The following is a 25,777-nucleotide window of genomic DNA, read 5'->3' on the forward strand; positions in this document are numbered from 1 at the left end:
GCCTAAAGCTGTGCGAAAGGCGGAGGGGACGATGCTCGCAGGCAAGCGGATACTTCTGATCATCGGCGGCGGCATCGCGGCCTTCAAGGTGCCCGAACTGATCCGGCTGTTGCGCGGGCAGGGGGCGGCGGTGACGCCGGTGCTGACCGCGGCCGGGGCGCAGTTCGTCACCCCGCTCACCGTCTCGACGCTGGCGGGCGAGGCGGCGCATACCGACCTCTTCGATCTGACGCACGAGGCCGAGATCGGCCATATCCAGCTCAGCCGTGCGGCCGATCTGGTCGTGGTGGTGCCGGCGACGGCCGATCTGATGGCGAAGATGGCGGCGGGGCTGGCGAATGACCTGGCCTCGACCCTGCTTCTGGCCACCGACAAGCGGGTGCTGATCGCGCCGGCGATGAACGTGCGGATGTGGAACCACCCCGCGACGCAGCGCAACATCGCGACGCTGCGGGCCGATGGCGTGCTTTTCGCCGGCCCGACCGAGGGCGACATGGCCTGCGGCGAATTCGGTCCGGGCCGGATGGTCGAGCCCGCCATGATCGTCGCGGCGATCGGCCAGGCGCTGGCCACCGGGCCGCTTTCGGGGCGGCATATCCTTGTGACCTCGGGCCCGACGCATGAGCCGATCGATCCGGTGCGCTACATTGCCAACCGCTCCTCGGGGGCGCAGGGAACGGCGCTCGCCGCGGCGCTGCGCGACCTTGGCGCGCGGGTGACCTTCGTCACCGGGCCCGCCACCGTGCCGCCGCCTTCGGGCGTCGAGGTGGTGCGGGTCGAGACCGCGCGCGAGATGCTGGCCGCCGTCGAGACCGCGCTGCCGGCCGAGGCCGCGGTCTTTGCCGCCGCCGTCGCCGACTGGCGGGTGGCGAACGAAAGCGGGCAGAAGATGAAGAAGGACGGCACCGGCCGCGCCCCCGCGCTCGAGTTCTCCGAGAACCCCGACATCCTCGCCACGATCTCGCGCCGCGCCGAGGGGCGGCCGCGCCTTGTCGTGGGCTTTGCCGCCGAGACCCATGACGTGCTGCGCCACGCCACCGAGAAACGCGCCCGCAAGGGCTGTGACTGGATCGTGGCGAATGACGTCAGCCCCGCCACCGGCATCATGGGCGGCAGCGAGAACGCGGTGACGATCATCGACGCCGCGGGCGCCGAAAGCTGGGAGCGGATGGGCAAGGACGCCGTCGCCCGGCGTCTGGCCGCCCGCATTGCCGCCGCGCTGAACGCCGGCTGAGACAGGGAAGGAACGACAGGTGACGCCGATCATCAAGGTGATGCGCGAGGACTGGGCCGATCCCGAGATCGCCCTGCCGCGTTACGAGACCCCGGGCTCGGCGGGGGCCGACATCCGCGCCAACCTGCAGCCTGACGACCGCACGCACGGCTTCACCCTTTATCCGCTGCAGCGCGCCGTGGTGCCCACCGGGCTGCTGGTCGAGATCCCCGAGGGGTTCGAGATGCAGATCCGTCCGCGCTCGGGCCTCGCGCTCAAGCATGGGATCAGCCTGCCGAACACGCCCGGCACCATCGACAGCGACTATCGCGGCCCGCTTGGCGTGCTGCTGATCAACCTCGGCCGCGAGCCCTACACCATCCACCATGGCGAGCGCATCGCCCAGGCGGTGATCGCCCCGGTGCTGCAGGCGCGCTATGAATTCGCCGAGGCGCTGAGCGAGACCGATCGCGGCGCGGGTGGCTTCGGCTCGACCGGCAGGCATTGATGACCGGCCTCGTGCTGCTGGCGGGCGTGATCGCGCTCGGCCTCGTGCTGCGGGTGCCGGGGCGGCTGATCCTCGCCGTGCTGGCGGCGCTCTGGGCGGCCTTCGTGCTGGCCCATCTGATCTTCGCCGAGGGGCATCCGCTGCGCGGTGCGGTCGGCGGCTCGCTTTCGGGCTGGCTGGGCCTTGGTGCTGCGGCCGCGGTGGTGCTGACCTATCGCGCCGGGCTGCGCTGGCTGCGCGCCCATGCGCAGCCGCTGCCGGAACCCGCGCCGCCGCTGCAGCAGGCCGCCGCACCGAAGCCCGGCGCGCTGAGCCCCGAAGAGCTTGAACGCTATGCCCGCCACATCTTCCTGCGCGAAGTGGGCGGCACCGGTCAGCGCCGGCTGAAGGCGGCGAAGGTGCTGGTGGTGGGGGCGGGCGGGCTTGGCTCGCCGGTGCTGCTGTATCTGGCCGCGGCGGGGGTGGGCACGATCGGCGTGGTCGATGACGACACCGTCTCGCTCTCGAACCTGCAGCGCCAGGTGATCCACCGCACGGCCGACATCGGCCGGCCCAAGGTCGCCTCGGCGCGCGACGCGATGCTGGCGCTGAACCCCGACATCGAGGTGCGCACCCACCCCCTGCGCCTGACCGAGGCCGAGGCCGGGGCGCTGATCGCGGACTATGACCTGATCCTCGACGGCTCCGACAATTTCGAGACCCGCCATCTCGTCAATCGCGCCTGCGTCGCCGCCGGCAAGCCGCTTTTGTCGGGCGCGATCGCGCAATGGGAGGGGCAGCTGAGCCTCTTCGACCCGGCCCGCGGCGCGCCCTGCCTTGCCTGCGTCTTTCCGGTGATTCCGGCCGCGGGGCTCGCGCCCAGCTGTGCCGAGGCGGGGGTGGTCGGCGCGCTGCCGGGCGTGATCGGCACGATGATGGCGAGCGAGGCCATCAAGGAAATCACCGGCGCCGGGCAAGGCCTGCGCGGGCGGCTGCTTATCCACGATGCGCTCTGGGGGGAAAGCCGGCAGATCGTGGTGAAACGGCGCAACGACTGCCCGGTTTGCGGGGCGCGGCATGGTGCCCCGCTGGACACCCCGGCGTCCGGCGCATAGCTTTGGCCGCAGTTTTGTCCTGCGGAGTTTCCTCGCAATGAAAGTCGCTTTTCTCCTCGCCACCCTTCTGGCCGCAGTTCCGGCCTTTGCCGAACTGCCCGACCTTGGCGGCAGGTCCGTCACCGTGGTCACGGAGAACACCTATCCGCCGCTGCAATTCCTCGACAAGGAAGGCGTCGCTGTCGGCTGGGAATATGACGCGATGAACGAGATCGCGCGGCGGCTGAACATGCAGGTCGACTATCAACATTCGAGCTGGGACGCGATGATCCCGGCAATCTCCTCGGGTCAGTTCGACATCGGCATGGATGGCATCACCATCCGCGACGACCGCAAGGAATCGGTGGATTTCTCGACCCCCTACATGCGGTCCGAGATGATCATGCTGGTGCGCGGCGACGAGACCCGCTTCACCGACGCGAAGAGCTTTGCCGCCGATCCGAAGCTGCTGATGGCGGCGCAGCCCGGCACCACCCCCTTCTACGTCGGCGTCTACGAGGTGCTCGACGGCAACGAGGCGAACCCGCGCATCAAGATGTTCGAGACCTTCGGCGCCGGGCTCGAGGCGCTGAAGGCGGGCGATGTGGACCTCGTGCTGACCGACAGCGCCGCGGGCGAGGCCTATGCCGCCGCCTCGAACGGCACGCTGAAGATCGTCGGCGGCCGGCTCGGCTCCGAGGATTTCGGCTTCATCTTTCCGAAGGGATCCGAGCTGATCGCCCCGGTCGATGCCGCGATCACGGAAATGAAGTCCGACGGCACCTTCGCGAGGCTGACAAAGAAGTGGTTCGTTGACACCAAGCTCGGGGAATGAGGCGCGACGAAGGCCGTGACTTTCCCTGGTGGCTCGTGGCGCTCGTCGCCGCGGGCCTTGTCGTGGCGGTGACGGTGGCGCGCGACCCGGTCTATGCGCGCATCCTTGTCACGCTGTCGCGCGGCATCGGCCTCACCCTCGCGGTGACGGTCACGGCCTTCCTGGGCGCGATGGTGCTTGGCCTCGCGCTCGCCGTCGCCTCGCTCTCGCGTCACCTCTGGCTGCGGCAACTGGCGCGGCTTTATGTCGAGGTGATGCGCGGCGTGCCGATCATCGTGCTGCTCCTCTACGTCGCCTTCGCGCTGGTGCCGCTGGGCGTCGCCGGCTGGAACGCGCTTGGCCTGCCCGAGGTGCAGACCCGCGCCGTGCCGCTGATCGCGCGGGCGGTCCTTGCCCTGATCCTTGCCTATGCCGCCTTTCTGGCCGAGATCTTCCGCGCCGGCATCCTCTCGGTCGCCGAGGGCCAGATCGAGGCCGCCTCGGCGCTCGGCCTCGGCCCCTGGCTGCGCTTTCGCCTGATCGTCTGGCCGCAGGCGCTGCGCACCATCCTGCCGCCGCTCGGGAATGATTTCATCGCCATGGTCAAGGACAGCTCGCTCGTCTCGGTGCTGGGCGTGGCCGACATCACCCAGCTCGGCAAGGTCGCGGCCTCGGGAAATTTTCGCTACCTCGAGACCTACAACATGGTGGCGCTGCTCTACCTCGCGATGACGGTCACCCTGTCTTTGGCCCTGCGCCGGCTCGAGACCCGGCTGCGCGGGCGCGGCACGACGCGCTGAAAGGCGCCTCCGGCCCTTTCCCTTCGTGCTCCGCGCGCCTAGCTTGAGCGCAAAGGAGACATGCGATGACCAATCCGCTTCTGGCCGGCTGGACCGGCCCGTTCGAGCTTCCCCCCTTCGCCGAGATCCGCGACGAGGACTTCGCCCCCGCCTTCGAGGCGGCGCTGACCGAGGCACGCGCGAATATCGCGACGATCGCCGAAAATCCCGAGGCGCCGAGCTTTGCCAACACGATCGAGGCGATGGAACTGGCCGAGGGGCTGCTCGACCGGGTGGCGGGGGTGTTCTACAACCTCGCCGGCGCCGACAGCACGCCCGCGCGCGAGGCGCTGATGCGCGATCTGGCGCCGAAGATGGCGGGTTTCGCCTCCGAGGTGACGATGAACCGCCCGCTCTTCGCCCGCGTTGCGGCGCTGTGGGAGGGGCGCGAGGGGCTTGCGCTGACGGCCGAGCAGGCCCGGGTGCTGGAGCTTTATTACAAGATGTTCATCCGCTCGGGTGCGGCGCTCGAGGGCGAGGCCGCGGCGCGGATGAGTGCGGTGAAGGAGCGGCTGGCGGTGCTCTCGACCGCCTTTTCGCAGAACCTGCTCGCCGATGAGCGCGACTGGTTCCGCCCGCTTGCCGAGGAAGACCTCGAGGGCCTGCCCGAGTTCGTCGTCGAGGCGGCGCGCGAGGCCGGGCGTGAGCGCGGCGCCGAGGGGCCGGTGCTGACCCTCAACCGCTCGCTCATCGTGCCCTTCCTGCAGTTCAGCCCGCGCCGCGAGCTGCGCGAGATCGCCTATGAGGCCTGGACCGCGCGCGGCGCGAATGGCGGGCCGACCGACAACCGCGCGAACGCGGCCGAGATCCTGGCATTGCGCGAGGAACGCGCCAGGCTTCTCGGCTATCCGAGCTTTGCCGCCTACAAGCTCGAACCCGAGATGGCGAAGACGCCCGAACATGTGCGCGACCTGCTGATGCGGGTCTGGGCGCCGGCGAAGGCGCGCGCCGAGGCCGATGGCGAGATTCTCGCCCGGATGATGCATGCCGATGGTCTGAACGGCGCGCTCGAGCCCTGGGACTGGCGCTATTACTCGGAGAAGCGCCGCGTCGCCGAACATGATTTCGACGAGGCCGCGCTGAAACCCTATCTCTCGCTCGAGGCGATGATCGGCGCGGTCTTCGACTGTGCGCACCGGCTTTTCGGCCTCGAATTCCGCGAGCTCGACGGCCCGTTCTACCACCCCGACGTGCGGGGCTGGGAGGTGACGCGCAACGGCCACCACGTGGCGGTTTTCCTCGGCGATTATTTCGCCCGCGGCTCGAAGCGCTCGGGCGCGTGGTGCTCGGCGCTGCGCAGCCAGAAGAAGCTCGGCGGCGAGACCCATCCGATCGTCGTCAACGTGTGCAACTTCACCAAGGGGTCGCCGGCGCTCCTGAGCCACGACGACGCGCGCACGCTGTTCCACGAATTCGGCCATGCGCTGCACCAGATGCTGAGTGACGTGACCTATCAGTTCGTCTCGGGCACCTCGGTCGCGCGCGATTTCGTCGAGCTGCCGAGCCAGCTGAACGAGCATTGGCTCGACGTGCCGGAGGTGCTCGAGAAACACGCGCGCCACTGGCAGACGGGCGAGCCGATGCCGAAGGCGCTGCGCGACAAGCTCTTGGCAGCGGGCACCTACGATCAGGGCTTCTCGACCGTCGAATACATCGCCTCGGCGCTCGTTGACCTTGAATTCCATGATGGCGCGGCGCCCGCCGATCCGATGGCGAAACAGGCCGAGGTGCTGGCCGCGATCGGGCTGCCGCATGCGATCCGGATGCGCCACGCGACGCCGCATTTCAGCCATGTGTTCTCGGGCGACGGCTATTCCTCGGGCTATTACAGCTACATGTGGTCCGAGGTGATGGACGCCGACGCCTTCGCGGCCTTCGAGGAGACCGGCAATCCCTTCGATCCGGCGACGGCGAAGCGGCTCGAGGCCTGCATCCTGTCGAAGGGCGGCTCGCGCCCGGCCGACGAGGAATGGCTCGATTTCCGCGGCAAGATGCCCGGGGTCGAGGCGCTGCTGAAGGGGAGGGGGCTTCTGGACGCGGCCTGAGCGCCGCGTCCGCCGTTGTATCCCATTCTTCTTCGGGGAAATACCTCGGGGGCGTCGATCGGGGCGCCATTGGGTCAAACCCCGATCGGCGCGGGGCAGCGCCCCCGGGCGCCTGCCCCTGGTGGGCTCCCCTCAGCGCCGCTTGTCGCGCAGCCAGGGGTCCATGTGGATGATCACGTCGGCCTGCGGATAAGCCTCGATGATCGCGCGCTTCAGGCTGGCGGCGATCTCGTGCGCGGCCATCAGCGACTGTTCGGGGTCGAGCTCGATGTGCAGCTGCACGAAGAGCTTCGCCCCGGCGGTGCGGGTCTTCAGGTCGTGGAAACCATGCACGCCCGGCCAGATCTGCGCGATCTCGGCGATGCCCTCGACCACCTCATGCGGGGCCGAGCGGTCCATCAGCGCGTGCCAGCCCTCGACGCCGATCTTCGCCGCGCCGCGCAGCATGATCAGCGCGGCGAGGATCGCCACCACGCTGTCGACCCGCGACCAGCCGAACTGCGCCGACAGGATCAGCGCGAGAATCGCGCCGAGCGTCGGCATCAGGTCGCCCACGTAATGCAGCATGTCGGCGGCGACGACCTTGTTGCCGGTGCGCCTGGCCACCCGCGCCTGCCAGCCGACGAGGGCGAGCGTCACCACGGCCGAGATCGACATCACCACGATGCCCGCGCCTTCCTCGGCCAGCTCGTGCGGCGCGGGCGTCACCAGCCGGTGACCCGCGGCCCACAGGATCGCGCAGCCCGAGCCGAAGACGAAGACCGCCTGACCGAGCGAGGTCAGATCCTCGACCGAGGTATGGCCGAAGGCATGGTCCTCGTCGGCGGGGCGGGCGGCATAGACGATGGCGCCAAGCCCGGCGAGCGAGATCAGCAGGTCCATCGAGCTGTCGGCCAGCGAGGCGGCGATCGACAACGCCCCCGTCGCCCACAGCGCCCAGAGCTTGAGTAGTACGAGCGTTGTCGCGACGCCGACCGAGGCGAGCCCGGCCGAGAGGTTCAGGCGTTGCTGATCTTCACTATAGGACATGGCGCAGGGTCCTGAGTCGTTTCCGGGCCCCGTCCGTATCGCGTCAGGGCAGGCTAGTCACGGATTTCCTTGGGGTCGACGCCCCAGATCCTGGTCTTCTGCACCCAGCCGTCGGCATCGCCGGCACTGATCTCGCACCAGTCAAGCGTGCAATCGCCAAGCTTGGCGATGGCGCCGCTTTCGGCGAGGGCCACCACGGCGGATTTCTCGTCGCCGCGGGCGTGAAGCTCGGTCATGTCTTCCTCAACGATCACCGTGCGCACGCCCGACAGCATCGCGTAATGCACCCAGCCCCCGGCGCCGTCGCGGTCTTCGACCCGGCGCCAGTGGCCGAACTCGGCGGTGATCCGCAGCGGCATGCCGGCATGCTTGAACACCCAGTCGATGCGGTGGCTGAGCGAGGGGCCGCGGCGGGCGTTGCCCTCCGAGCCCTTGAGCGAGACATAGCGCGGCAGCGGCAGGTTGGTGACCGGGCCGCGCCCGCTTTGCGCCGCGACGGCGAGCGAGACGTCGAGATCCGAGGGCGGGGGAGAATCGTCTTCCTCCTCCTGCGCCAGTGCCGCGCCCGTCAGCGCCAGCACCAGTGCCACCGCAATCATCGTGCCTTTGCCTGCCCGCATCGTCCTGCCCACCCGGGACGCCCCGCCGCATCGGTTTCGACGCAACGGCCGCGCAATAAAATTGCGCTAACATCCACTTTTATGCCATATCTGCTCTCTCGGGGCCTTGTGCCTTGCCCCGTTGAAGGCCACTTTGCACCCAAGCAAAGGCGTTTGGAAGAGAGGAGAGTCCAGTCATGCCCGCACCGCGACTGACTGTTGTCGTGACGCGACGGTTGCCCGAGGTCGTCGAGACCCGGATGAAGGAGTTGTTCGACGTCGAGCTGCGCGAGAGCGATGCGCCGATGACCCGCGACGAGCTGGTCGAGGCGATGATGCGCGCCGATGTCCTCGTTCCGACCCTGAGCGACACGATCGACGCCAACATGCTGGCCCGCGCCAGCGCCGGCCAGAAGCTGAAACTGATCGCGAACTATGGCGCCGGGGTCGACCACATCGACGTCGCCTCGGCCCGGCAGCGCGGCGTCCTGGTCTCGAACACCCCGGGCGTGGTGACCGAGGACACCGCCGACGTGGTGATGGCGCTGATCCTGTCGGTCACCCGGCGCCTGCCCGAGGGCTTCCACGCGATGCAGTCGGCCAGCTGGGAGGGCTGGTCGCCGAATGCGTTCCTCGGCGGACGGATCGGCGGCAAGCGGCTTGGCATCCTCGGCATGGGGCGGATCGGCCAGGCAGTGGCCAAGCGCGCCCGCGCCTTCGGCATGCAGATCCACTATCACAACCGCCGCCGCCTGCGCCCCGAGATCGAGGCGCCGCTCGAGGCGACCTGGTGGGAAAGCCTCGACCAGATGGTGGCGCGGATGGATGTGATCTCGGTCAACTGCCCGCACACGCCCTCGACCTTCCACCTGCTGAACGCGCGCCGGCTGAAGATGCTGAAACCGACGGCGGTGGTGGTGAACACCTCGCGCGGCGAGGTGATCGACGAGAACGCGCTGGTGCGCGGGCTGAAGGCGGGCGAGATCGCCGGCGCCGGGCTCGACGTCTTCGAGCATGGCGTCGAGGTCAATCCCGAGCTGCGCAACCTGCCGAACGTGGTGCTGCTGCCGCACATGGGCTCGGCCACGGTCGAGGGCCGCGCCGAGATGGGCGAGAAGGTCATCATCAACATCAAGACCTTCGCCGACGGGCACCGGCCGCCGGATCTGGTCGTGCCGGGCGTGGTGTGAGGTGAGAACGGGCCCGGAGCATCGCTCCGGGCCCGTGTCCTTTCGGTCCGTCGTGGGGATCAGCCTGCGGGATCAGCCCTTGTATTCGGGCATCGCGGTCAGTTCTTCCTCGGTCGCCGCGACATGCAGCGTCATCTCGCCGCCGTCGGTCGCGGGCTTCACCTCGATCTGCGCGGGCGAGAGCGCCACCGGCTTCGCGCCGATGCCAAGCACGCCGCCCACGTCGACGATCACCTTCTCGGTCGTGCCATCGGCGCCGGCGACGACATCGCTCACCTCGCCCAGCTTGGCGTCACCGATGCCGTAGACTGGCTTGCCGGTCAGCACGTCGGCGCTCAGCGCGGTGATGTCGGTCACCGGCAGGCTGCCGGCCGCGTTGCGGGCCTCGGTGGTGCCGGGCTCGACCGCCGCATAGGCCGGCGCGGCCTCGAGCGCGGCGCGGTCGCCCTGCATCACCACGAAGAAGCGCCCCGCCGTCGCCGCGTCGGGCACCAGGTGCAGCGCCTCCATGTTCACCGCCACCGTCTTCTCGCCGATGCCGAGGAAGCCGCCCACGTCAACGAGCGCCGCCTCGATGTCGCCCGCCGGGTCGATCACCAGGTCGCTCACCTCGCCCACATCTTCCCAGTCGTCGGCGGGTTTCTCCAGCGCGGCCTCGGTGCCGGTCAGGGTCTTCGCCGCATAGACGCGCTTGCCGACGAGGTCCGAGGCCTTCACCCCGGCGCCGACCCGGTCGAAGAAGACCTGCGGCGCGGTCTCGGTGCCGGTCGCGGCCGGAACCGTCTGTGCCGCCAGCGGCAGCGCCAGCATCATGCCCATGGCGGTGGTGAGAAGGACTTTCTTCATGACTGTCTCCCTTTCATCATGGCCCGGGACGTCTCGCCCCGTCTGAGCCCTCTCAACCCGGGCCGCGCCGCAGGGGTTTCGCCGCGGGCGATCAACACTCCTTGACCGCGCCCGGCGGAACCCCGCGCCGCCCCGTGCGTTCGCGCGCGGGCCGCGCCGACATGTCGCTTTTCGCCCGCAAGCGTCGGGTGGAACGCCCCGAGCCTGCGTCAAACTGTCAGAACTGAGGGCAGGACCTCTAAGGAATCGCCCATGAAAACCCATGTCAAAGCTCTGGTCGTCGGCGGTGGCGCCGTTGGCGTGTCGATTGCCTATCATCTGGCGAAGGCCGGCTGGGAGACGATGCTGGTCGAACGCGACGAGCTCACCTCGGGCTCGACCTGGCACGCCGCCGGCCTGCTGCCGCTCTTCAACATGAGCTACGCCACCACCCATATCCACAAGTACTCGGTCGACTTCTACAAGACGCTCGAGGCGGAAACCGGGCTGAACGCGGGCTTTGCCATCGTCGGCAACCTGCGCATGGCGCAGACCCAGGAGCGCATGGACGAATACATGCTCTACTCCTCGGTCGCCGAGACCGCGGGCGTCTATCACGAGTTTCTCAGCCCGAAGGAGATGAAGGAGCGCTGGCCGCTGATGCGCTGCGACGACCTCGTGGGCGCGCTCTTCCATCCGCAGGACGGCTACATCAACCCCGCCGACGTGACCCAGGCGATGGCCAAGGGCGCACGTCAGCGCGGCGTCGAGATCAACCGCAAGCTGCAGGTGAACAGCTATTTCTGGACCGGCGACGAATGGATCGTCACGCTCGAGAAGATGGTCGAGAAGGGCGGCATGCTGGTCGGCTCGGGCGAACTCGTCGAGGTGCGGGCCGAGCATGTGGTGACCGCGACCGGCAACCATGCGCAGCGCACCGCGCGGCTTCTGGGCATCAAGATCCCGGCGATTCCGGTCGAGCACCAGTATGTCGTGACCGAGCCCGATCCGGCGCTGGTCGCCTGGCGCGCCGCGGGCAACCCCGAGCACCCGGTGCTGCGCGATTCCGACGCGCTGTGGTATGTGCGCGAGGAGCGCGGCGGCTGGATCCTCGGCCCCTACGAGCGCAAGGCGCCGGCGCGCTTCCTCTATGACGTGCCGGAAAGCTTCCGCGCCGACCTGTTCCAGCTCGATCTCGAGCGGATCGAGAACGAATACATGTCCTTCATCCACCGTCTGCCGTCCTCCGAGACGGTGGGGCTCAAGGACGATTTCAACGGCCCGATCTGCTACACCCCCGATGGCAACCCGCTGGTCGGCCCGGCGCCGGGTCTGCGCAACATGTGGCTGGCCGAGGGCTTCAGCTTCGGCATCACCGCCGCGGGCGGCACCGGCCATTACCTCGCCCAGCTGATGACCCAGGGCGAGGCCGAGATCGACATGGCGAGTCTCGACCCGAAGCGCTACGGCAGCTGGATGACCACCGAATATGCCGCGCGCAAGAACGAGGAGTGCTATGAGCACGTCTTCATCCTGCACCACCCCGACGAGGAGCGCGAGGCCTGCCGGCCGCTGCGCACCGCGCCGAACTATGACGCGCAGAAGGCGCTTGGTGCGCAGTTTGGCCAGGTGAACGGCTGGGAACGGCCGAACTACTATGGCCCGCTCGACGCGCCGGCAAGCTTCGACCACGACGCCCGCAGCTTCCGTCGCGGCGGCTGGTGGCAATATGCCAGGGCCGAGGCCACGGCGCTGCGCGAGACCGCCGGCCTGATCGACGCCACCGCCTTCACCAAGCACCTCGTGCGCGGCCCGGGCGCTACCGCCTTCCTCGACGCCTTCACCTGCAACAAGCTGCCGAAGGTCGGGCGCATCAACCTGACCTATGCGCTGACCGAGGCCGGCACCACCCGCACCGAATACACCATCGTGCGGCTGGCGGAGAACGAATACTACCTCGTCTCGGCGGGCGCCTGGACCGCCTATGACGCCGACTTCCTGATGAAATCGGCCGAGGATTTCATCGCGGCCGGCGGCGGTCATCTCGACATCCACGACGTCACCACGCAATGGGGCGTCTTCGCGATCGCCGGCCCGAATGCCCGCGCGATCCTGAACGAGGTGGTGAAGGACGCGACGCCCGAGACGGTGCTGTCGAACAAGCGCTTCCCCTGGCTCAGCTGGCGCAACATCGAGCTTGGCATGTGCCCGGTGCGCGCGGTGCGCGTGGCCTATACCGGCGAGCTCGGCTGGGAACTCCACCACCCGATCGAGATGAGCCGCTACCTGTGGAACCTGCTGCTCGAGGCGGGCGAGAAGCACGGGCTGAAGCTGGTCGGGGCGCGGGCGCAGAACTGGCTGCGCCAGGAAAAGAGCTATCGCGCCTTCGGCACCGAGCTTGGCCGCGACGCGACGCCGCTTGAGGCCGGTCTCGACCGCTTCGTCGACCTCGAGAAAGAGTTCCACGGCAAGGCGGCGATGCTCGACACGGGCATCCGGGCGAAATGCGTGACGCTGCTGATCGACGGGCCCGAGGATGCCGATCCCTGGGGCAAGGAAGCGCTCCTGCTCGACGGCGAGAAGGTCGGGCGCCTGACGTCGGGTGGCTATTCGGTCGTCTTCGGCAAGTCGATCGGCATGGGCTATGTCCGCCCCGATCTGGCCGAGCCGGGCACGAAGCTGAAGGTGAAGATGCGTCTGCAGGAATGGGATGCGGTGGTGGCCGAGGACAGCCCGCACGACCCGTCGAACAGCCGCATCCGCGTCGACGGCTGAACCTTGGGGCGGGGGCGCGGCCCCCGCCTTCGGTCGGGCCTGCCCCTCCCTCTTTCTTCTTGCCAGAAATACCTCGGGGGGAGGCCCGTCAGGGCCGGGGGGCAGCGCCCCCCGTCTTCTGTTGCCGTTTCTTTCTCAGGACTGCCGGCGGGCGGAAAGCCAGCGCGACCAGCTCTCGGGCGAGCCGCCGAAGGCGTTGATGTCGACATTGCCGCCCACGCCCGGCACCACACCGGTGCCGGTGTATTGCCAGAACGACCAGTCCTCGCCCGGATAGCGCTCGGACGGGTGCGCGGCGACGGTGCGCAGCCAGAACTCGGCCCCCTGCATCTGGCCGAGGTCATTGTCGGCGTAGAAGTCGGGCGTGGTGTAGATCACCGGCAGCGTGCCGTAATGTTTGTTCAGGATATTGACGAATCGCGCCATCTCGCTGCGCACGGTCTGCGGGTCCGGCTGGCGCTTGCACGAGGACTGGTGGTTCCACTCGATGTCGAGCACGGGCGGCAGGTCGCCCGGCACATGCGGCACGTTCTGCATGAACCACTTCGCCTGCTCCTCGGGGGTGCGGCAGAAGTAGTAGAAGTGATAGGCGCCGACCGGCACCCCCGCAGCGCGCGCCTGCGGGGCGTTGGCGGAGAAGCCCGGGTCGATGTGGTCGCCGCCCTCGGTCGCCTTCAGCCAGGCGAAGCTGACACCGGCATTGCGCGCGGTCGACCAGTCGATCATCCCCTGATAGCGCGCCGCGTCGATGCCGTGCACCGAGTAGAGCGCCGGCACCAGACCGTCCCATTCATGCGGCGAGGTATCGCCGAAGCGCGAGGGCAGGCCCGAGGCGCTGAACGCCGCCGCATTCAGCTTGTCGGGTGCCATCAGCCGGCCCCGGCTCGGCGCGCTGTCGCGCCCGCCACCACAGGCGGTCAGCGCCACGGCCGACACGCCCATCATCATCCACGCAAGATACTGCCCCATCTGCGCCTCCTTTGTTTTTTGACAGAGTCGCGCAAAAACGCCCGGCTGTCACGGGGGCAGCCGGGCGGGGTCAGCGGATTTTTGCGCGACGGTGCTCAGTTGCCGCGGCCGAAGTCTGCCGTGGTCAGCACGCCGTCACGGTTGCGGTCGCGCATGGCGAACCAGACATCGGTGCCGGCGATGAATTCATCGCGGGTGATGGTGCCATCCCGATTCGCGTCGAACATGCGCAACCCGTCCTCGGCCGGGCGGGTCAGGCCTTGGCCCACGGCGCCCTGCTGCCGGCCCGGCCCCATGCCCTGGCCGTTGCCGGGTCCCTTGCCGGGGCCACGGCCGGCCGGCGGGGTCATGCCGTCGGGCATCTGGTGGCCCGGGCCCATGCCGGCCTCAAGCTGCGCCAGCTTGTGCTCGTCCATGCCCTTGATCTCCTCCTCCGAGTAGCTGCCGTTGCTGTCGGTGTCGAACATGTCGAAGATGTTGCCGCGCTGCTCGCGGGCCTCGGCAAGGGAGACCTCACCGTTTCCGTCAAGATCCCACTGCGTCATGAACTGCTCGCCGGGGGTGACGGTCTGAGCCTGTGCCGCGCCGGCAAGAAGGGCGAGAGCGGCGGTAAGGGAGAGAAGGCGTTGCATGATCTGCGTCCTTTCATCAATCGCTTGCCTGAAAAACGCGAGGGCCCGCAACTTCCGTCGCGGGCCCGTCGATTTTCCGGGGAAGGGGGCTCAGGCCTTGGCGGCGAGCTCGTCCCAGCAGCCAAGCGCATGGCCCGCATACATCACGCCCGGGCCACCCCCCATCTGGATCGCCATCGCCAGCACGTCGCCCAGCTCCTCGCGGGTGGCGCCGGCTTTCATCAGCGCTTCGGTGTGGAACATGATGCACGGCTCGCAGCGCAGCACCACGGCCATGCCGAGGGCGACGAATTCCTTCGTCTTGAGGTCGAGCTCGCCATTGTCCTTCACCGCCTTCGACAGCGTGCCGAAGCCCTGCATCGCGTCGGGGATGAGCTTGCTCATCACCCGCAGCTCGCCGCGCATGTCGTCGATTTTCACCTTGTAGCTCATGGGGTTCTCCTGTTCACGTTCTGGCGTGCAGGTGCCATGGCCGCGGGTGGGCGGCCTTGATTTGCATCAATCATCTGCGAATTTCGGAATGTGTTGCCGTCTGACGCCGCGTCGCAGCAGAGGCCACGGCGCAGCGGTCAGAGGCGGCGGCGCTCAGCGCCGCGCGAGGCGGTGGAAGAGATGGGTGAAGGCCGCGGCGCCGACCACCGGCACCACCAGGTTCAGCACCGGGATCGACAGCGGCAGCGCCATCAGCGCGCCGGTCGCCCAGACGGTGGCGCGATTGCGCTCGTAGAGCGCGCGGGCCGCCCCGCGATCCATCCGCCGCAGCGAGGCCATCTGGAAATACTCGCGCCCGAGCAGATAGCCGTTCATCCCGAAGAACAGCAGCGGCGCGAAGGGGATGACGAAGGGATAGATCATCAGCGCCAGAAGGTTCGCGACGATGATGACGCCGAAGAAGCGCAGGGTGTCGCCCAGCCCCTCGAGGAAGCTCAGCTGCCGCACCTCGGGCAGGCTCGGGTAATGCTCCTTCTCCACCAGCTCGGCCACGTCCTCGAGGAAGAAGCCGGTGAAGGCCGAGGCGACGGGCACCATCAGGAACATCGAGGCGAACATCATCAGCCCGAGCGTCGCCCAGTCGGCGGCGGTGCGCAGCCAGGTGACGGTGCCGATCCAGGGCAGGGTGATGGTGTCGGGCAGCACCCAGCCCATCACCCAAAGCAGCGCGAAATAGAGCGCGACGAAAAGGCCGAGCGACAGGGCCACGCCCAAGCCCACGATCTTCAGGGCGCCGGGGCGGAACAGATCCTCCCAGCCCCGCAGGAAGACGGAAACGATCATGCGGAAACCCAGGTGACGGCGGTGGCAAGGTCGGGGCGGGGGCGTTCGGGGGGGGCGACGGTCCCGGTGCCGATATGGACATAGCCCGCGACCCATTCGCCGGGGGCGAGGTCGAGGGCGGGGCCGGCAAAGCCCAGATCATGCGCGACCCAGCCGGTGAGCCAGCCCGCGCCCCAGCCCGCGGCGAGCGCCGCATTCACCAGGCTGACACCCAGGGCACCGACCGAAAGCGTCTGCTCGATCGCGGGCACCTTGTCGGTCGGGCGCGGCACGGCAATGATCGCGATGCAGAGCGGGCTTTGCGCGAATTGCCCGACGCCCTTCGCGGCGTCGCGTTCGGGGATCGCATGGGCCTCGGCATAGCTGCCGGCGGCGGCGGCAAGCCGCTCGAGTGCAGGACGTTCGAGCACGATCAGCCGCCAGGGTTCGAGCTTGCCGTGATCGGGCACGCGCAGCCCGGCGGTCAGGATCTCGGTCAGCGCGGCGCGGTCGGGGGCGGGCGCCAGCAGCGTCTTCGGCGGCCGCGAGCGGCGGGTGAGCAGGAAGCGCAGCGCCTCCTCGTTGCGCGTGGCGGGATTGACGGTGCCCGGGGCGATGTCCATCGCGGATCTCCTTCTGCTGTTTCCCCATATCGGCGCGGAAAACGTCGATTGCAACGCTGCGGCGGACTTTTCCGCGCGCGTCTGGGCGGTTAGGAAGGGGCATGACCGATCTTGCCCATCTTGCCGTGCCCGGCACGGAAATCGCCCTGCGGGTGACGCCCAAGGCCTCGCGCAACGCGATCGTCGCGGCGGAAGACGGGCTGCGCGCCTATGTCACCGTCGCGCCCGAGGACGGCAAGGCGAATGCGGCGGTGGCAAAGCTGCTGGCCAAGGCGCTGGGCGTCGCCAAGACCCGCCTCACCCTCGTGCGCGGGCAGACCGCGCGCGACAAGGTGTTCCGGCTCGACTGAGGCGCAAGGGGGCAGCGCCCCCTTACTTCTTGTCGGTCTTCTCGGTCGCGCGCAGCCGGTAGACGCCTTCAGGCAGGTTCAGCGCCGCGGCAAGCTCGCGCAGCTGGGCATGCGAGAAGACGATCCGGTGCACCGCCTCGGTCTGGTCGTCGACCTGCTCGAGCACCACGCAATCCTCGAAGGACTGGATGGTGATGTCTTCCTGCAGGTAGTCGCGCGGATCGTCGCCCTCGTCGACGAGGGTGATCACGGTGGCGTCGAATTCGTGCTCGATGGTGAACATGGGATCATGCTAGCGCGCCGCGCCGCGGCGGGGAAGGGCAAACATTTCGGTGAGGGTGCGGCATGGGCTTTGCGCGCGCGGCGGCGGTGGCTAAGGTGGCACGGTTGGCGTGCCATGTGGCACGCCCCTCGGGCCCTGATCATGCTGCATTCCCTTGGCCGTCCGCTGGCGGTCCTTCTCGCGATCCTCACCCTGGCGGCCTGCGAGGCGCCGCAGCCCGTCGGCACGCGCCCGGCGCCGGTCGCCTCGGTCGCCGCGGTGGTGCCGCCGCGGCTGACCGCCCGCGAGGCGGCCACGAATTTCATCTCCGTGGCCGAGGCGATGGAGCCGCGAATCGAGGCGGAATGCCGTGCCCGCACCCATGGCACCCGCGATTGCGATTATCGCATCATGGTCGACGATCGCCCCGACCGTTCGCCCAATGCCTTCCAGACGGTGGACAAGTCGGGCCATCCGGTCGTCGCCTTCAACCTCGCGCTGGTCGCCGAGGCGCGCAATGCCGACGAGCTGGCCTTCGTCATGGGCCACGAGGCGGCGCATCACATCCTTGGCCACCTGCAATCGAAGAGCGAGGATGCCGCGGCGGGGGCGATGATCATGGGGGTGCTGGCGGCCGCCTCGGGCGCCGACGCGACGCAGATTTCCCACGCGCAGGACATCGGCGCCACGGTCGGCAGCCGGGCCTATTCCAAGGATTACGAGCTGCAGGCCGACCGGCTTGGCACGATCATCACCTGGGACGCGGGCTATGACCCGCTGAACGGGGCGCAGTTCTTCGCCCGCATCCCCGATCCCGGCGACGTGTTCCTGGGCTCGCATCCGGCGAATGCCTTGCGCATCGACGTGGTGCGCGCGACCGTGGCCGAGCTGCGCAGCGGCCGGATCTGAACCACTTGCGGGCGGGGCAGGAGGCTTGATCTGAATCATGGCGCCGCGCGGGGCTTTCCCGCACCGTCCGGACACTCCAGCCGGAAAGGAAAGGCCCATGTTCGGATTGAAGACTCTCAACCGCCACGCCGCTCTGGTGAACCGCATGGCCCAGGTTCTGGGCGTCGACCTGACCGAGGCGATGGGCAGGGGCAAACTCTCCGGCGAGGACTGGCGCGAGGCGGTGGTGCGCTGCACCGGCTGCACGGCGCCCGAGGCCTGCACGGTCTGGCTGTCCGAACGCCCTGCCCCCGAGGATGCCGAGGGGGTCGCGGCTGCGGCTGCCCCGCATTACTGCAACAACCGGCTGATGCTGGCGCGCCTGCGCGACGCGATCGCGCAGGACGACGGGGCCGCCTGCGCGGCCGAGTGAGCGGAGGGTCCGATGGGCATTCAGGGAGGGCTCGATCTGCATTTCTGGATCACCCGCGGCATGGCCCGCCGGATGGGGGTGAACCTGAACGCGGCGATGCAGGAGGGGCGGCTGAGCCAGGCCGATCTGGCGCGCATGGTCGAGAGGTGTCGCGATTGCCCGGGCGCGCAGGGCTGTCTCGATTTCCTGTCGGAACGCGATGGCCCGGCCGCGCCGGTGCCCGACTGGTGCTGCCACACCGCGGTGCTGGGCCGGCTGCGCGCCGGGCGCTGAGCGCTCAGCGGTTAAGCCGGCCGAACCAGTCGAGATCGGCGATCGAGACCGCGCCCGACAGGATCACCGCCGCGATCGCGGCCCAGATCGGCACGGCGATCAGCGTGGTAACCTTTGCCTTGCGGCCGATCTGCGCATCGGCCGGGGCCGAGGGGGGCGTGCCGGGAACGATCTCGCCCGCCTCCTCCTGGCTGCGGAAGCGCACGGGCAGCACCACGAAGAACACCATGAACCAGATCACGGCGAAAAGCACGATGCCGCCCGTGAGGTTCATCAGATCTGTTCCAGTTCGATCAGGCAGCCGTTGAAGTCCTTCGGATGCAGGAACAGCACGGGTTTGCCATGCGCGCCGATCTTCGGCTCGCCGGTGCCCAGGACGCGCGCGCCGGTGGCCTTCAGCGTGTCGCGCGCGGCGAGGATGTCCTCGACCTCGAAGCACATGTGGTGGATGCCGCCCGAGGGGTTCTTGTCGAGGAAGCCCTGGATCGGGGAATTCTCGCCGAGCGGATAGAGCAGCTCGATCTTGGTGTTCGGCAGTTCGATGAACACCACGGTGACGCCGTGGTCGGGTTCGTCCTGCGGCGGGTTCACCTTCGCGCCGAGGGTGTCACGGTATTTCGCCGCCGCCGCCTCGAGGTCGGGCACGGCAATGGCGACATGGTTCAGACGTCCGATCATGGCTTCCTCCGTTCGGTTTCCTTGGGCATAGGGGCGCCCGCGGCTTCATGCAAGCGTCGCGTGGCGGACTTAACCGGCCGTTAGGCGAAATCGGCTCTAGTGGGCGGGACCGCGATTCCTTGCCCGGGGATGACGCCGATGCCCGACACCATGAGCCCCTGCCTGCCCGCCGGCCCGCCAAGCTGGGCGCGCCCGCTGTTCGGGCTGACCGTGCTGGTGGTCGAGGACAGCCGCTTCGCCTCCGAGGCGCTGCGCCTGATGTGCGTGCGCTCGGGCGCGCGGATCCGTCGCGCCGATTGCCTGCGGGCGGCGCGGCGTCATCTGCAGACCTATCGCCCGGCGGTGCTGATCGTCGACATCGGCTTGCCCGACGGCTCGGGGGCCGAGCTGATCGCCGAGGCGAAGGCGCTGCCCGTGCCGGTGCCGGCGGTGCTGGGACTGTCGGGCGATCCCGCCCGCGCAACCGAGGCGCTGCGCGCCGGCGCGGACGCCTTCTTGCCGAAACCTGTGGAAAGTCTGGCGCTGTTCCAGCAGGCCGTGCTGTCGGTGCTGCCCAGCGAGGTGCGCGGCACGGTGCTGCCGCAGGGCGGAGAGGACACCGTCACCCCCGATCCGCTGGCCTTGCGCGACGATCTCAGCCACGCGGCCGAGGTGCTGGCCGCGCGCCGCGACGCCGCGGCGACCGGCTATGTCGCGCAATTCGTCGCGGGGATCGCGCGGGCGACCCATGACGAGGATCTCGAGACCGCGGCCGAGGCCGTGGCGCGGCAGCGGCCCTCGCGCGCGGCAGTGTCGCGCCTGTGCGGCATCGTGCAGGCGCGGCTCGACCGCGCCGCGGTGTTCTAGACCCTCAGCCAGGCAGGGTTGCCAGCATGGGGTCCGAACTCACCCGCACCAGCCGGGTCAGATCGGACAGGCGCTCGCGCTGCCGCCCCTCGGCGTCGAAATTCGACGGGTCGAGCCAGGCCTCGAAGGCCGCAAGCAGCGCCGGCCAGTCGCCATCGGTCGCGGCGAACCAGGCGGTGTCGCGGTTGCGGCCCTTGACGATCGTCGCCTGGCGGAAGGTGCCCTCGTAGCTCAGCCCCAGCCGTTCGGCCGCGCGGCGCGAGGGCAGGTTGAGCGCGTCGCATTTCCACTCGAAGCGGCGATAGCCCGAGCCGAAGGCCCAGCTCATCAACAGCACCATTGCCTCGGTCGCGGCGCGGCTGCGCTGCAATTGCGGCGACAGGCAGATATGGCCCAGCTCGATCGTGCCGATCGCCGGGGCGATGCGCAGGAAGGACATGACGCCGCCGGGCGCGCCGGTCTCGCGGTCGATCACGGTGAAGAAATACGGGTCCGGCAGCGCCGCCATGTCCTTGACCCAGCGGATATAGCCCACTTCCGAAGGGAAGGGGCCATAGGGCAGGTAATCCCAGATCGCATCATCGGCCGCATTCGCGCGAAAGAGCGCGTGGGCGTGGCGTTCCTCCAGCCGCTCGAGCCGGGCATAGCGGCCCTCGAGCAGCGTGGCATCGGGGGCGGGCGGTGCCACCCAGTCCGGCAGCGGCGTGCCAAAGTCCTTCGTCGCCATCATATCCCCCCGCGTTCGATGTCCTTCGCGGCCACGCTAGCCTGCCGCGCCGGCCTCCGCAATTGCCGCCAAAGGGTGCGAATGGCTCCCGATTGCTGCCGCAATCGGACGCGAAACAGGGCAGACAGCCAGAGGAGCCGCCCATGAAGGATCACGCCATCCGCCTGTTCACCGACGAAAGCCTGATCCGGGCGACGCACTGGGCGGTTTTCACCCTTGGCGCGCTGAGCCTGACGGTCTCGGTCGCCGGCACGCTCTACAGCGCCTTCTTCGCCTGAGATCAGGCGAGGAAGCGCGGATCGGCGCCGATGTCGAGCCCCGGGAAGATCGACTTTTCCAGGACGTCCACCGGCACGCCATACATGCCCCGCAGCGCCCAGCCGGCATAGGCGCGGATGTCCGCCGTGGGCATCAGGTCGCGCCCGGCGTAGAGGTCGGCATCCGCCAGCCCCGGCCACTTGCCATAGACCTTGCGCCCCTTCAGCGCGCCCCCCGCCATCAGCATCGCGCCGCCGGTGCCGTGATCGGTGCCCTTGGTGCCGTTTTGCCGCGCGGTGCGGCCGAATTCCGTCATGCCGAGCACCAGCGTCTTGTCCCAGACCGGGCCGAGCTGCTGCTTCAGCGTGGTGACCATCGCGGCAAGCTGCGTCGCCGGGCCGCGGATCGCGGCCTCCTGACCGCGGTGCGTATCCCAGCCATTGAGCGAGAAGGCCGCAATCCGGGTTTCACCGCGCAGCCGGCTTGCGGCGAATTCGGCGAGCGAGGCGGCCGCGCCGGCCGCGCCCTTCGGCGGTGCGGGCGTTCCGGGGGCGGCCATGCCGCCCGCCGGCATCTGCGCCATCGCCGGGTCGGCCATCGCCTCGGGGCTGTCGGGATCGGCCATGCCGTCATCGGCGGTCTTGCCGCCATCGGTGATCTGCACCGCTGCGCTGGCCGCCTGCCGGAACAGCGGGTCGTCGTGATAGATCATGTCGAGCAGCGTCCGCCCCTGCGAGGACAGGATCAGCGAGGCATCGGGCGCCCAGGACAGCGTCGGCGCGGTGCCCGACAGCACCTTCAGCTCGTCATCGCCGACGGAATAGGCGGTCTCGGCCCGCGCGCCGGGCATCTGCTGCAACAGCCGGTTCAACCAGCCGTCGCGCACCATCGACAGCGGCACGTCCATGCCGGTGCCGGCCTCGAGCATGTCCTGCCCGTCGAAATGGCTGCGCTTGTCGCGGTAGGGGGTGGAGACGGCATGGGCAAAGCCGAGCTCGCCGGTCTTCCACAAGGGCATCAGCTCGACCATCGCCGGGTGCAGCGCGAAGAAGCCGTCAAGATCGGTCGCCCCCTTGTCGGGGCCGACCGGGAAATCGGGGCGCAGCTGCGCGAGCAGCGGGTCGCCATAGGGCTGCACGATATCAAGCCCGTCCATCGCGCCGCGCAAGATGATGACGACAAGGCGCTGTTCGCCCGGCACCGCGGCCAGGGTGACCGAGCTCATGAACGGGTGGGCGGCGGCAGAACAGCCGGCAATGGCCGCGCCCTGCAGGAAGAAGCGACGGGAAATCATGGTGTTATCTCCTGTTCATCTCGGCAGAGGCGAGCACGAGGGCGGTGGCCTCGGCGCGGCTTTCGGACCGTGGCACGGCCTGGGCGACGAGCTCGCTCAGGCGCGGGCCAAGCGCGGTGCGGGCGAACTCGGCCGGTTCGGGCAGTTTCGCCTGCAGCCCCGCGGGGGTCTTCAGCGCCCAGTTGATCCGGGAGGCGAGCTGCTGCGGCGAGACCCATTCCTCGGCCTCTTCCGGCCAGCCGTTCGGCGCCGGCGCGCTGAGCCATCCCTGACCCATCTCGCGCAGCGAGCGGAACGCGTGGCGGCGGATCTGCACGCCGTTGAAGGCCATCACCGCAGCCCCGTCGAAGCCCATGGCCCGGTACCCGGTGGCGATGTAGTCGAAGGGCTGGCGCACCTTGGGGAAGGTCGGAAGCTGTGCCTCGGGGTGGGTCAGCAGCACCTCGTAGACCGGCATCAGCTCCCCCTTCGCGCCGAGATAGGCCTCGGCCATCGCGCCGGTCAGGGCCTTGTGCGGCTCGGGGCCGACGAAATGCACGGCGAGCTTGGTGGCGATGTGGCGGCTGGTGTCGGGGTGCAGGGCGAGCGCGGTCAGCACCTGCTCGATATCCGCAAGCTTGGCCGGGTCGCCGCCATAGGCGCGGCCGAGCACGGTTTCCGCGCCGGGTTCGGCGAAATCCGGGGCGAAGATCGTACCCTGATCGTCCATCACCCGCAGCCCGGTCAGGAGCTCGGCCAGCTGGCGCACGTCGTCCTGGGTATAGCTGCCTCCGACGCCGAGCGTGTGCAGCTCCATCAGTTCGCGCGCGAGGTTCTCGTTCAGACCGAGCTTGAGGTCGGGGCGCTTGCGGGCGCGCTTCGAATCGGGCCCGAAGGAGGCGACCTGATCGAGATAGATCAGCATCATCGGATGCAGCGTCGAGGCGCGCAGCAGCGCCGGGAAGCTGCCGGTGATCTCGGGGCGCAGGGCCTCGACATGGGCGATGGCGAGCGGCATTTCCGGGACGCGTTTCGCGCGCACGGTGAAGTGGTTGCGCCAGAAGGCATGCAGGCGCTCGCGCATCCCCGTCGGGTCCTCGACGGCGCGGGCAAGGGCGCGCTGCAGGCCGCCGAGATTGCTGGCGTCCATCGCTTGGCGCTGGCGCTTGAAGGCTTCGGTGGCGCCGGGCTCGTTCAGCGCCTCGGCCTTGCGCAGGCGCAGGAACTCGTCGCGCATTTGCAGCGCCTCCTGCGTCGTCAGCCCGGGCCAGCGCTGTGCCATCAGGTCGGGGCCGCGCAGGGCCGCCAGGATCTCGTCGGGAGAGGCCGGGGGCGCCTGCCGGGGCGAGAGCCCGAAGCCGAACCGCACCGGCGCCAGGGTCGAGAACTGCATCACCACCTCCGGGGCTGTTTCCCCCGATTGCGCCAGAAACGGGGGCAAAAGGAAAGGGCGCCGGGGATCAACCCGGCGCCCTTCCGCTCAATCCGGCGTGAGTTGCGCGAGAAAGCGCCTCAGGCCTCTTTCGGCAGCACGCGCAGCCGCAGTTCGCGCAGCTGCTCGTTGGTGGGCAGGCTCGGTGCCCCCATCATCAGGTCCTCGGCGCGCTGGTTCATCGGGAACATGATGACCTCGCGGATGTTCGACTCGTCGGCCAGCAGCATCACCGCACGGTCGATGCCCATGGCGCAGCCACCGTGGGGCGGCGCGCCGAACTTGAAGGCCTTCGCCATGCCGCCGAAGCGCTTGTCGACCTCGGAGGCGGGATAGCCCGCGATCTCGAAGGCCTTGTACATGATCTCGAGGTCATGGTTGCGGATCGCGCCCGAGATCAGCTCGTAGCCGTTGCAGGCGAGGTCGTACTGATAGCCGAGCACCTTGAGCGGGTCGCCCTGCAGCGCCTCGAGACCGCCCTGCGGCATCGAGAAGGGGTTGTGCGAGAAGTCGATCTTGCCGTCATCGGTCTTCTCGTACATCGGGAAGTCGACGATCCAGCAGAAGCGGAACACGCCTTCCTCGGTCAGGCCGAGCTCGCGGCCGATCTCGTTGCGGGCCTTGCCGGCGACCGCCTCGAACTGCTCGGCCTTGCCGCCGAGGAAGAACACCGCGTCGCCCTCGTTCAGCTCGAGCTGGGTGCGGATCGACTCGGTGCGCTCGGCGCCAAGGGCCTTGGCGATCGGGCCGGCGGCCTCCATCGTGCCGTCCTCGGCCTTGCGCCAGAAGATATAGCCCATGCCCGGCAGGCCGTTCGCCTGGGCGAAGGCGTTCATCCGGTCACAGAACTTGCGGCTGCCGCCGGTCGGCGCGGGAATCGCGCGGATCTCGGTGCCCTCGTTCTCGAGCAGCTTGGCGAAGATGCCGAAGCCCGAGTCGCGGAACTGGGCGCTGACATCGGCCATCTTGATCGGGTTGCGCAGGTCGGGCTTGTCCGAGCCGTACCACAGCAGCGCGTCCTTGTAGGCGATCTTCGGCCAGACCGGGTCGACGGTCTTGCCGGTGCCGAATTCCTCGAACATGCCCTGCACCACCGGCTGCACCGTGGCGAAGACGTCTTCCTGCTCGATGAAGCTCATCTCGATGTCGAGCTGATAGAAGTCGGTGGGCGAGCGGTCGGCGCGCGGGTCCTCGTCGCGGAAGCAGGGCGCGATCTGGAAGTAGCGGTCGAAGCCCGCCACCATGATCAGCTGCTTGAACTGCTGCGGCGCCTGCGGCAGGGCGTAGAACTTGCCGGGGTGCAGACGCGAGGGCACCAGGAAGTCGCGCGCGCCCTCGGGCGACGAGGCGGTGATGATCGGGGTCTGGAACTCGTTGAAGCCCGCGTCCCACATCCGGTTGCGAAGCGAGCGCACGACGTTCGAGCGCAGGATCATCTTCTGGTGCAGGCTGTCGCGGCGCAAATCGAGGAAGCGATAGGCGAGGCGGGTTTCCTCGGGGTAGTCCTGATCGCCGAAGACCGGCAGCGGCAGCTCGTCGGCGGCGCCGAGGACTTCCATCTCGCGGGCATAGACCTCGATCTCGCCGGTCGGGATCTTCGGGTTGATCAGCTCGGGCGCGCGCGGCTTCACCGTGCCGTCGATGCGGATCACCCATTCGGCGCGCACCTTCTCGAGCGCGGCGAAGGCGGGGCTGTCGCCGTCGCAGATGATCTGGGTGATGCCGTAGTGGTCGCGCAGGTCGATGAACAGCACGCCCCCGTGATCTCGCACCCGGTGCACCCAGCCCGAGAGACGGACGGTTTCGCCGGCATTGGCGGCGGTGAGCGCGGCGCAGGTATGGCTGCGATAGGCGTGCATGGGGCTCCCCTTTCAACGGGCATGGCGGATTTGGGCCCGATCAACCGCGAAGGCGCGGCAAAGTCAAGCGATAGGGTGGGGTGGGGCCCGCCCGAAGCCGCCGGCGCGGC

Annotated in this window: 29 protein-coding genes; 14 read left to right on the top strand and 15 right to left on the bottom strand. The window is 68.9% G+C overall.

What is annotated here, in order from left to right; genetic code table 11:
* The first annotated feature begins 31 nt into the window (after positions 1-31).
* The 6 genes from coaBC to DYS74_RS05970 all read left to right on the top strand — a co-directional run bounded on the left by coaBC (position 32) and on the right by DYS74_RS05970 (position 6,492).
* On the top strand, positions 32-1,234 hold the full coding sequence (coaBC, locus tag DYS74_RS05945; protein ID WP_121531882.1) for a bifunctional phosphopantothenoylcysteine decarboxylase/phosphopantothenate--cysteine ligase CoaBC: 1,203 nt from the start codon (positions 32-34) through the stop codon (positions 1,232-1,234).
* Between the two features lie 19 nt (positions 1,235-1,253).
* Positions 1,254-1,721, top strand: coding sequence for a dUTP diphosphatase (gene dut / locus DYS74_RS05950; RefSeq protein WP_183077464.1), 468 nt, complete (start codon positions 1,254-1,256; stop codon positions 1,719-1,721).
* On the top strand, positions 1,721-2,815 hold the full coding sequence (locus DYS74_RS05955; RefSeq protein ID WP_121531884.1) for a HesA/MoeB/ThiF family protein: 1,095 nt from the start codon (positions 1,721-1,723) through the stop codon (positions 2,813-2,815). Before dut ends, DYS74_RS05955 begins: the two co-directional genes overlap by 1 nt.
* 37 nt (positions 2,816-2,852) lie before the next feature.
* Positions 2,853-3,629 carry a transporter substrate-binding domain-containing protein gene (locus DYS74_RS05960; protein WP_121531886.1) on the top strand — a complete coding sequence of 259 codons (777 nt, stop codon included), beginning with the start codon at positions 2,853-2,855 and terminating at the stop codon, positions 3,627-3,629.
* Positions 3,626-4,408, top strand: a complete 783-nt coding sequence (locus DYS74_RS05965) for an amino acid ABC transporter permease (protein WP_121531888.1) — start codon at positions 3,626-3,628, stop codon at positions 4,406-4,408. The genes DYS74_RS05960 and DYS74_RS05965 overlap by 4 nt, the downstream gene beginning before the upstream one ends.
* 65 nt (positions 4,409-4,473) lie before the next feature.
* Positions 4,474-6,492: a M3 family metallopeptidase gene (locus DYS74_RS05970; RefSeq protein ID WP_121531890.1), complete on the top strand. Its 2,019-nt coding sequence runs from the start codon at positions 4,474-4,476 to the stop codon at positions 6,490-6,492.
* 132 nt (positions 6,493-6,624) lie between these two features.
* Here the strand turns inward: DYS74_RS05970 and DYS74_RS05975 are convergent, their stop codons facing one another.
* Complete coding sequence (locus DYS74_RS05975) at positions 6,625-7,521, bottom strand: cation diffusion facilitator family transporter (protein WP_121531892.1); 897 nt, start codon at positions 7,519-7,521, stop codon at positions 6,625-6,627.
* 53 nt (positions 7,522-7,574) lie between these two features.
* Entirely contained in the window at positions 7,575-8,141 is a 567-nt protein-coding gene (locus tag DYS74_RS05980; protein ID WP_183077465.1) for an SH3 domain-containing protein, read from the bottom strand.
* Between the two features lie 176 nt (positions 8,142-8,317).
* Between DYS74_RS05980 and DYS74_RS05985 the strand changes: the two genes are divergently transcribed.
* A complete protein-coding gene (locus DYS74_RS05985; RefSeq protein ID WP_121531893.1) occupies positions 8,318-9,310 on the top strand; it encodes a 2-hydroxyacid dehydrogenase in 993 nt (330 codons plus the stop codon).
* A 72-nt stretch (positions 9,311-9,382) separates the two neighbouring features.
* Here the strand turns inward: DYS74_RS05985 and DYS74_RS05990 are convergent, their stop codons facing one another.
* Complete coding sequence (locus DYS74_RS05990; protein ID WP_183077466.1) at positions 9,383-10,156, bottom strand: PRC-barrel domain-containing protein; 774 nt, start codon at positions 10,154-10,156, stop codon at positions 9,383-9,385.
* Positions 10,157-10,408: 252 nt separating this feature from the next.
* Here DYS74_RS05990 and DYS74_RS05995 point away from each other — a divergent pair, with 252 nt between their 5' ends.
* Positions 10,409-12,910 carry a GcvT family protein gene (locus DYS74_RS05995; protein ID WP_121531897.1) on the top strand — a complete coding sequence of 834 codons (2,502 nt, stop codon included), beginning with the start codon at positions 10,409-10,411 and terminating at the stop codon, positions 12,908-12,910.
* Positions 12,911-13,045: 135 nt separating this feature from the next.
* Here DYS74_RS05995 and DYS74_RS06000 read toward each other — a convergent pair whose 3' ends face one another.
* The 5 genes from DYS74_RS06000 to DYS74_RS06020 form a co-directional block, all read right to left on the bottom strand.
* Positions 13,046-13,879 carry a GH25 family lysozyme gene (locus tag DYS74_RS06000; RefSeq protein ID WP_121531899.1) on the bottom strand — a complete coding sequence of 278 codons (834 nt, stop codon included), beginning with the start codon at positions 13,877-13,879 and terminating at the stop codon, positions 13,046-13,048.
* 95 nt (positions 13,880-13,974) lie between these two features.
* Positions 13,975-14,511: a hypothetical protein gene (locus DYS74_RS06005; protein WP_121531901.1), complete on the bottom strand. Its 537-nt coding sequence runs from the start codon at positions 14,509-14,511 to the stop codon at positions 13,975-13,977.
* Between the two features lie 90 nt (positions 14,512-14,601).
* Complete coding sequence (locus tag DYS74_RS06010) at positions 14,602-14,943, bottom strand: carboxymuconolactone decarboxylase family protein (RefSeq protein ID WP_113899760.1); 342 nt, start codon at positions 14,941-14,943, stop codon at positions 14,602-14,604.
* A 153-nt stretch (positions 14,944-15,096) separates the two neighbouring features.
* On the bottom strand, positions 15,097-15,786 hold the full coding sequence (locus tag DYS74_RS06015; RefSeq protein WP_121531903.1) for an EI24 domain-containing protein: 690 nt from the start codon (positions 15,784-15,786) through the stop codon (positions 15,097-15,099).
* Positions 15,783-16,388, bottom strand: a complete 606-nt coding sequence (locus DYS74_RS06020; protein ID WP_121531905.1) for a nitroreductase family protein — start codon at positions 16,386-16,388, stop codon at positions 15,783-15,785. The genes DYS74_RS06015 and DYS74_RS06020 overlap by 4 nt, the downstream gene beginning before the upstream one ends.
* Before the next feature lie 101 nt (positions 16,389-16,489).
* On the opposite strand from DYS74_RS06020, the gene DYS74_RS06025 reads away from it, so the two are divergent.
* Positions 16,490-16,738, top strand: a complete 249-nt coding sequence (locus tag DYS74_RS06025) for a DUF167 domain-containing protein (RefSeq protein ID WP_121531907.1) — start codon at positions 16,490-16,492, stop codon at positions 16,736-16,738.
* A gap of 22 nt (positions 16,739-16,760) precedes the next feature.
* Here DYS74_RS06025 and DYS74_RS06030 read toward each other — a convergent pair whose 3' ends face one another.
* On the bottom strand, positions 16,761-17,021 hold the full coding sequence (locus DYS74_RS06030) for a hypothetical protein (protein ID WP_121531909.1): 261 nt from the start codon (positions 17,019-17,021) through the stop codon (positions 16,761-16,763).
* Between the two features lie 141 nt (positions 17,022-17,162).
* Between DYS74_RS06030 and DYS74_RS06035 the strand changes: the two genes are divergently transcribed.
* From DYS74_RS06035 to DYS74_RS06045, 3 genes are all read left to right on the top strand, one after another.
* On the top strand, positions 17,163-17,909 hold the full coding sequence (locus tag DYS74_RS06035; protein ID WP_121532058.1) for a M48 family metallopeptidase: 747 nt from the start codon (positions 17,163-17,165) through the stop codon (positions 17,907-17,909).
* A 97-nt stretch (positions 17,910-18,006) separates the two neighbouring features.
* A complete protein-coding gene (locus tag DYS74_RS18605; protein WP_183077467.1) occupies positions 18,007-18,321 on the top strand; it encodes a DUF6455 family protein in 315 nt (104 codons plus the stop codon).
* 12 nt (positions 18,322-18,333) lie between these two features.
* Positions 18,334-18,594 carry a DUF6455 family protein gene (locus DYS74_RS06045; protein WP_121531911.1) on the top strand — a complete coding sequence of 87 codons (261 nt, stop codon included), beginning with the start codon at positions 18,334-18,336 and terminating at the stop codon, positions 18,592-18,594.
* A 4-nt stretch (positions 18,595-18,598) separates the two neighbouring features.
* Here DYS74_RS06045 and DYS74_RS06050 read toward each other — a convergent pair whose 3' ends face one another.
* Complete coding sequence (locus tag DYS74_RS06050) at positions 18,599-18,868, bottom strand: DUF1467 family protein (RefSeq protein WP_121531913.1); 270 nt, start codon at positions 18,866-18,868, stop codon at positions 18,599-18,601.
* Positions 18,868-19,272, bottom strand: coding sequence for a methylmalonyl-CoA epimerase (gene mce / locus DYS74_RS06055; protein ID WP_121531915.1), 405 nt, complete (start codon positions 19,270-19,272; stop codon positions 18,868-18,870). Before mce ends, DYS74_RS06050 begins: the two co-directional genes overlap by 1 nt.
* Positions 19,273-19,410: 138 nt before the next feature.
* Here mce and DYS74_RS06060 point away from each other — a divergent pair, with 138 nt between their 5' ends.
* Positions 19,411-20,118, top strand: coding sequence for a response regulator (locus DYS74_RS06060; protein WP_121532060.1), 708 nt, complete (start codon positions 19,411-19,413; stop codon positions 20,116-20,118).
* A 4-nt stretch (positions 20,119-20,122) separates the two neighbouring features.
* Here the strand turns inward: DYS74_RS06060 and DYS74_RS06065 are convergent, their stop codons facing one another.
* A complete protein-coding gene (locus tag DYS74_RS06065) occupies positions 20,123-20,848 on the bottom strand; it encodes a GNAT family N-acetyltransferase (RefSeq protein WP_121531917.1) in 726 nt (241 codons plus the stop codon).
* Positions 20,849-20,988: 140 nt separating this feature from the next.
* On the opposite strand from DYS74_RS06065, the gene DYS74_RS19030 reads away from it, so the two are divergent.
* Positions 20,989-21,123, top strand: a complete 135-nt coding sequence (locus DYS74_RS19030) for a hypothetical protein (RefSeq protein WP_281272452.1) — start codon at positions 20,989-20,991, stop codon at positions 21,121-21,123.
* Between the two features lie 2 nt (positions 21,124-21,125).
* Here DYS74_RS19030 and DYS74_RS06070 read toward each other — a convergent pair whose 3' ends face one another.
* From DYS74_RS06070 to aspS, 3 genes are all read right to left on the bottom strand, one after another.
* Entirely contained in the window at positions 21,126-22,397 is a 1,272-nt protein-coding gene (locus DYS74_RS06070; RefSeq protein ID WP_121531919.1) for a DUF1501 domain-containing protein, read from the bottom strand.
* A gap of 4 nt (positions 22,398-22,401) precedes the next feature.
* The gene (locus tag DYS74_RS06075) at positions 22,402-23,769 is read right to left on the bottom strand and encodes a DUF1800 domain-containing protein (RefSeq protein WP_121531921.1); all 1,368 of its coding nucleotides are present in this window, start codon (positions 23,767-23,769) and stop codon (positions 22,402-22,404) included.
* 119 nt (positions 23,770-23,888) lie between these two features.
* Entirely contained in the window at positions 23,889-25,667 is a 1,779-nt protein-coding gene (gene aspS / locus DYS74_RS06080; RefSeq protein ID WP_121531923.1) for an aspartate--tRNA ligase, read from the bottom strand.
* Positions 25,668-25,777: the final 110 nt, after the last annotated feature.

The sequence above is a fragment of the Paenirhodobacter hankyongi genome, from assembly GCF_003664585.1.
Taxonomy (GTDB): Bacteria; Pseudomonadota; Alphaproteobacteria; order Rhodobacterales; family Rhodobacteraceae; genus Rhodobacter; species Rhodobacter hankyongi.

Excerpts from the sequence above, each read along its gene's own strand:
- DYS74_RS06025 (WP_121531907.1), top strand. The coding sequence starts at position 16,490 with ATGACCGATCTTGCCCATCTTGCCGTGCCCGGCACGGAAATCGCCCTG.
- DYS74_RS05980 (WP_183077465.1), bottom strand. The coding sequence starts at position 8,141 with ATGCGGGCAGGCAAAGGCACGATGATTGCGGTGGCACTGGTGCTGGCG.
- DYS74_RS06075 (WP_121531921.1), bottom strand. The coding sequence starts at position 23,769 with ATGCAGTTCTCGACCCTGGCGCCGGTGCGGTTCGGCTTCGGGCTCTCG.
- aspS (WP_121531923.1), bottom strand. The coding sequence starts at position 25,667 with ATGCACGCCTATCGCAGCCATACCTGCGCCGCGCTCACCGCCGCCAAT.
- DYS74_RS06070 (WP_121531919.1), bottom strand. The coding sequence starts at position 22,397 with ATGATTTCCCGTCGCTTCTTCCTGCAGGGCGCGGCCATTGCCGGCTGT.
- DYS74_RS05965 (WP_121531888.1), top strand. The coding sequence starts at position 3,626 with ATGAGGCGCGACGAAGGCCGTGACTTTCCCTGGTGGCTCGTGGCGCTC.
- DYS74_RS05960 (WP_121531886.1), top strand. The coding sequence starts at position 2,853 with ATGAAAGTCGCTTTTCTCCTCGCCACCCTTCTGGCCGCAGTTCCGGCC.
- DYS74_RS06010 (WP_113899760.1), bottom strand. The coding sequence starts at position 14,943 with ATGAGCTACAAGGTGAAAATCGACGACATGCGCGGCGAGCTGCGGGTG.
- DYS74_RS05990 (WP_183077466.1), bottom strand. The coding sequence starts at position 10,156 with ATGAAGAAAGTCCTTCTCACCACCGCCATGGGCATGATGCTGGCGCTG.
- DYS74_RS05970 (WP_121531890.1), top strand. The coding sequence starts at position 4,474 with ATGACCAATCCGCTTCTGGCCGGCTGGACCGGCCCGTTCGAGCTTCCC.
- DYS74_RS05985 (WP_121531893.1), top strand. The coding sequence starts at position 8,318 with ATGCCCGCACCGCGACTGACTGTTGTCGTGACGCGACGGTTGCCCGAG.
- DYS74_RS05995 (WP_121531897.1), top strand. The coding sequence starts at position 10,409 with ATGAAAACCCATGTCAAAGCTCTGGTCGTCGGCGGTGGCGCCGTTGGC.
- DYS74_RS06035 (WP_121532058.1), top strand. The coding sequence starts at position 17,163 with ATGCTGCATTCCCTTGGCCGTCCGCTGGCGGTCCTTCTCGCGATCCTC.
- mce (WP_121531915.1), bottom strand. The coding sequence starts at position 19,272 with ATGATCGGACGTCTGAACCATGTCGCCATTGCCGTGCCCGACCTCGAG.
- DYS74_RS06020 (WP_121531905.1), bottom strand. The coding sequence starts at position 16,388 with ATGGACATCGCCCCGGGCACCGTCAATCCCGCCACGCGCAACGAGGAG.
- coaBC (WP_121531882.1), top strand. The coding sequence starts at position 32 with ATGCTCGCAGGCAAGCGGATACTTCTGATCATCGGCGGCGGCATCGCG.
- DYS74_RS05975 (WP_121531892.1), bottom strand. The coding sequence starts at position 7,521 with ATGTCCTATAGTGAAGATCAGCAACGCCTGAACCTCTCGGCCGGGCTC.
- DYS74_RS06015 (WP_121531903.1), bottom strand. The coding sequence starts at position 15,786 with ATGATCGTTTCCGTCTTCCTGCGGGGCTGGGAGGATCTGTTCCGCCCC.
- DYS74_RS06050 (WP_121531913.1), bottom strand. The coding sequence starts at position 18,868 with ATGAACCTCACGGGCGGCATCGTGCTTTTCGCCGTGATCTGGTTCATG.
- DYS74_RS18605 (WP_183077467.1), top strand. The coding sequence starts at position 18,007 with ATGTTCGGATTGAAGACTCTCAACCGCCACGCCGCTCTGGTGAACCGC.
- DYS74_RS06000 (WP_121531899.1), bottom strand. The coding sequence starts at position 13,879 with ATGGGGCAGTATCTTGCGTGGATGATGATGGGCGTGTCGGCCGTGGCG.
- DYS74_RS06030 (WP_121531909.1), bottom strand. The coding sequence starts at position 17,021 with ATGTTCACCATCGAGCACGAATTCGACGCCACCGTGATCACCCTCGTC.
- DYS74_RS19030 (WP_281272452.1), top strand. The coding sequence starts at position 20,989 with ATGAAGGATCACGCCATCCGCCTGTTCACCGACGAAAGCCTGATCCGG.
- DYS74_RS06045 (WP_121531911.1), top strand. The coding sequence starts at position 18,334 with ATGGGCATTCAGGGAGGGCTCGATCTGCATTTCTGGATCACCCGCGGC.
- DYS74_RS06065 (WP_121531917.1), bottom strand. The coding sequence starts at position 20,848 with ATGATGGCGACGAAGGACTTTGGCACGCCGCTGCCGGACTGGGTGGCA.
- DYS74_RS06005 (WP_121531901.1), bottom strand. The coding sequence starts at position 14,511 with ATGCAACGCCTTCTCTCCCTTACCGCCGCTCTCGCCCTTCTTGCCGGC.
- DYS74_RS06060 (WP_121532060.1), top strand. The coding sequence starts at position 19,411 with ATGCCCGACACCATGAGCCCCTGCCTGCCCGCCGGCCCGCCAAGCTGG.
- DYS74_RS05955 (WP_121531884.1), top strand. The coding sequence starts at position 1,721 with ATGACCGGCCTCGTGCTGCTGGCGGGCGTGATCGCGCTCGGCCTCGTG.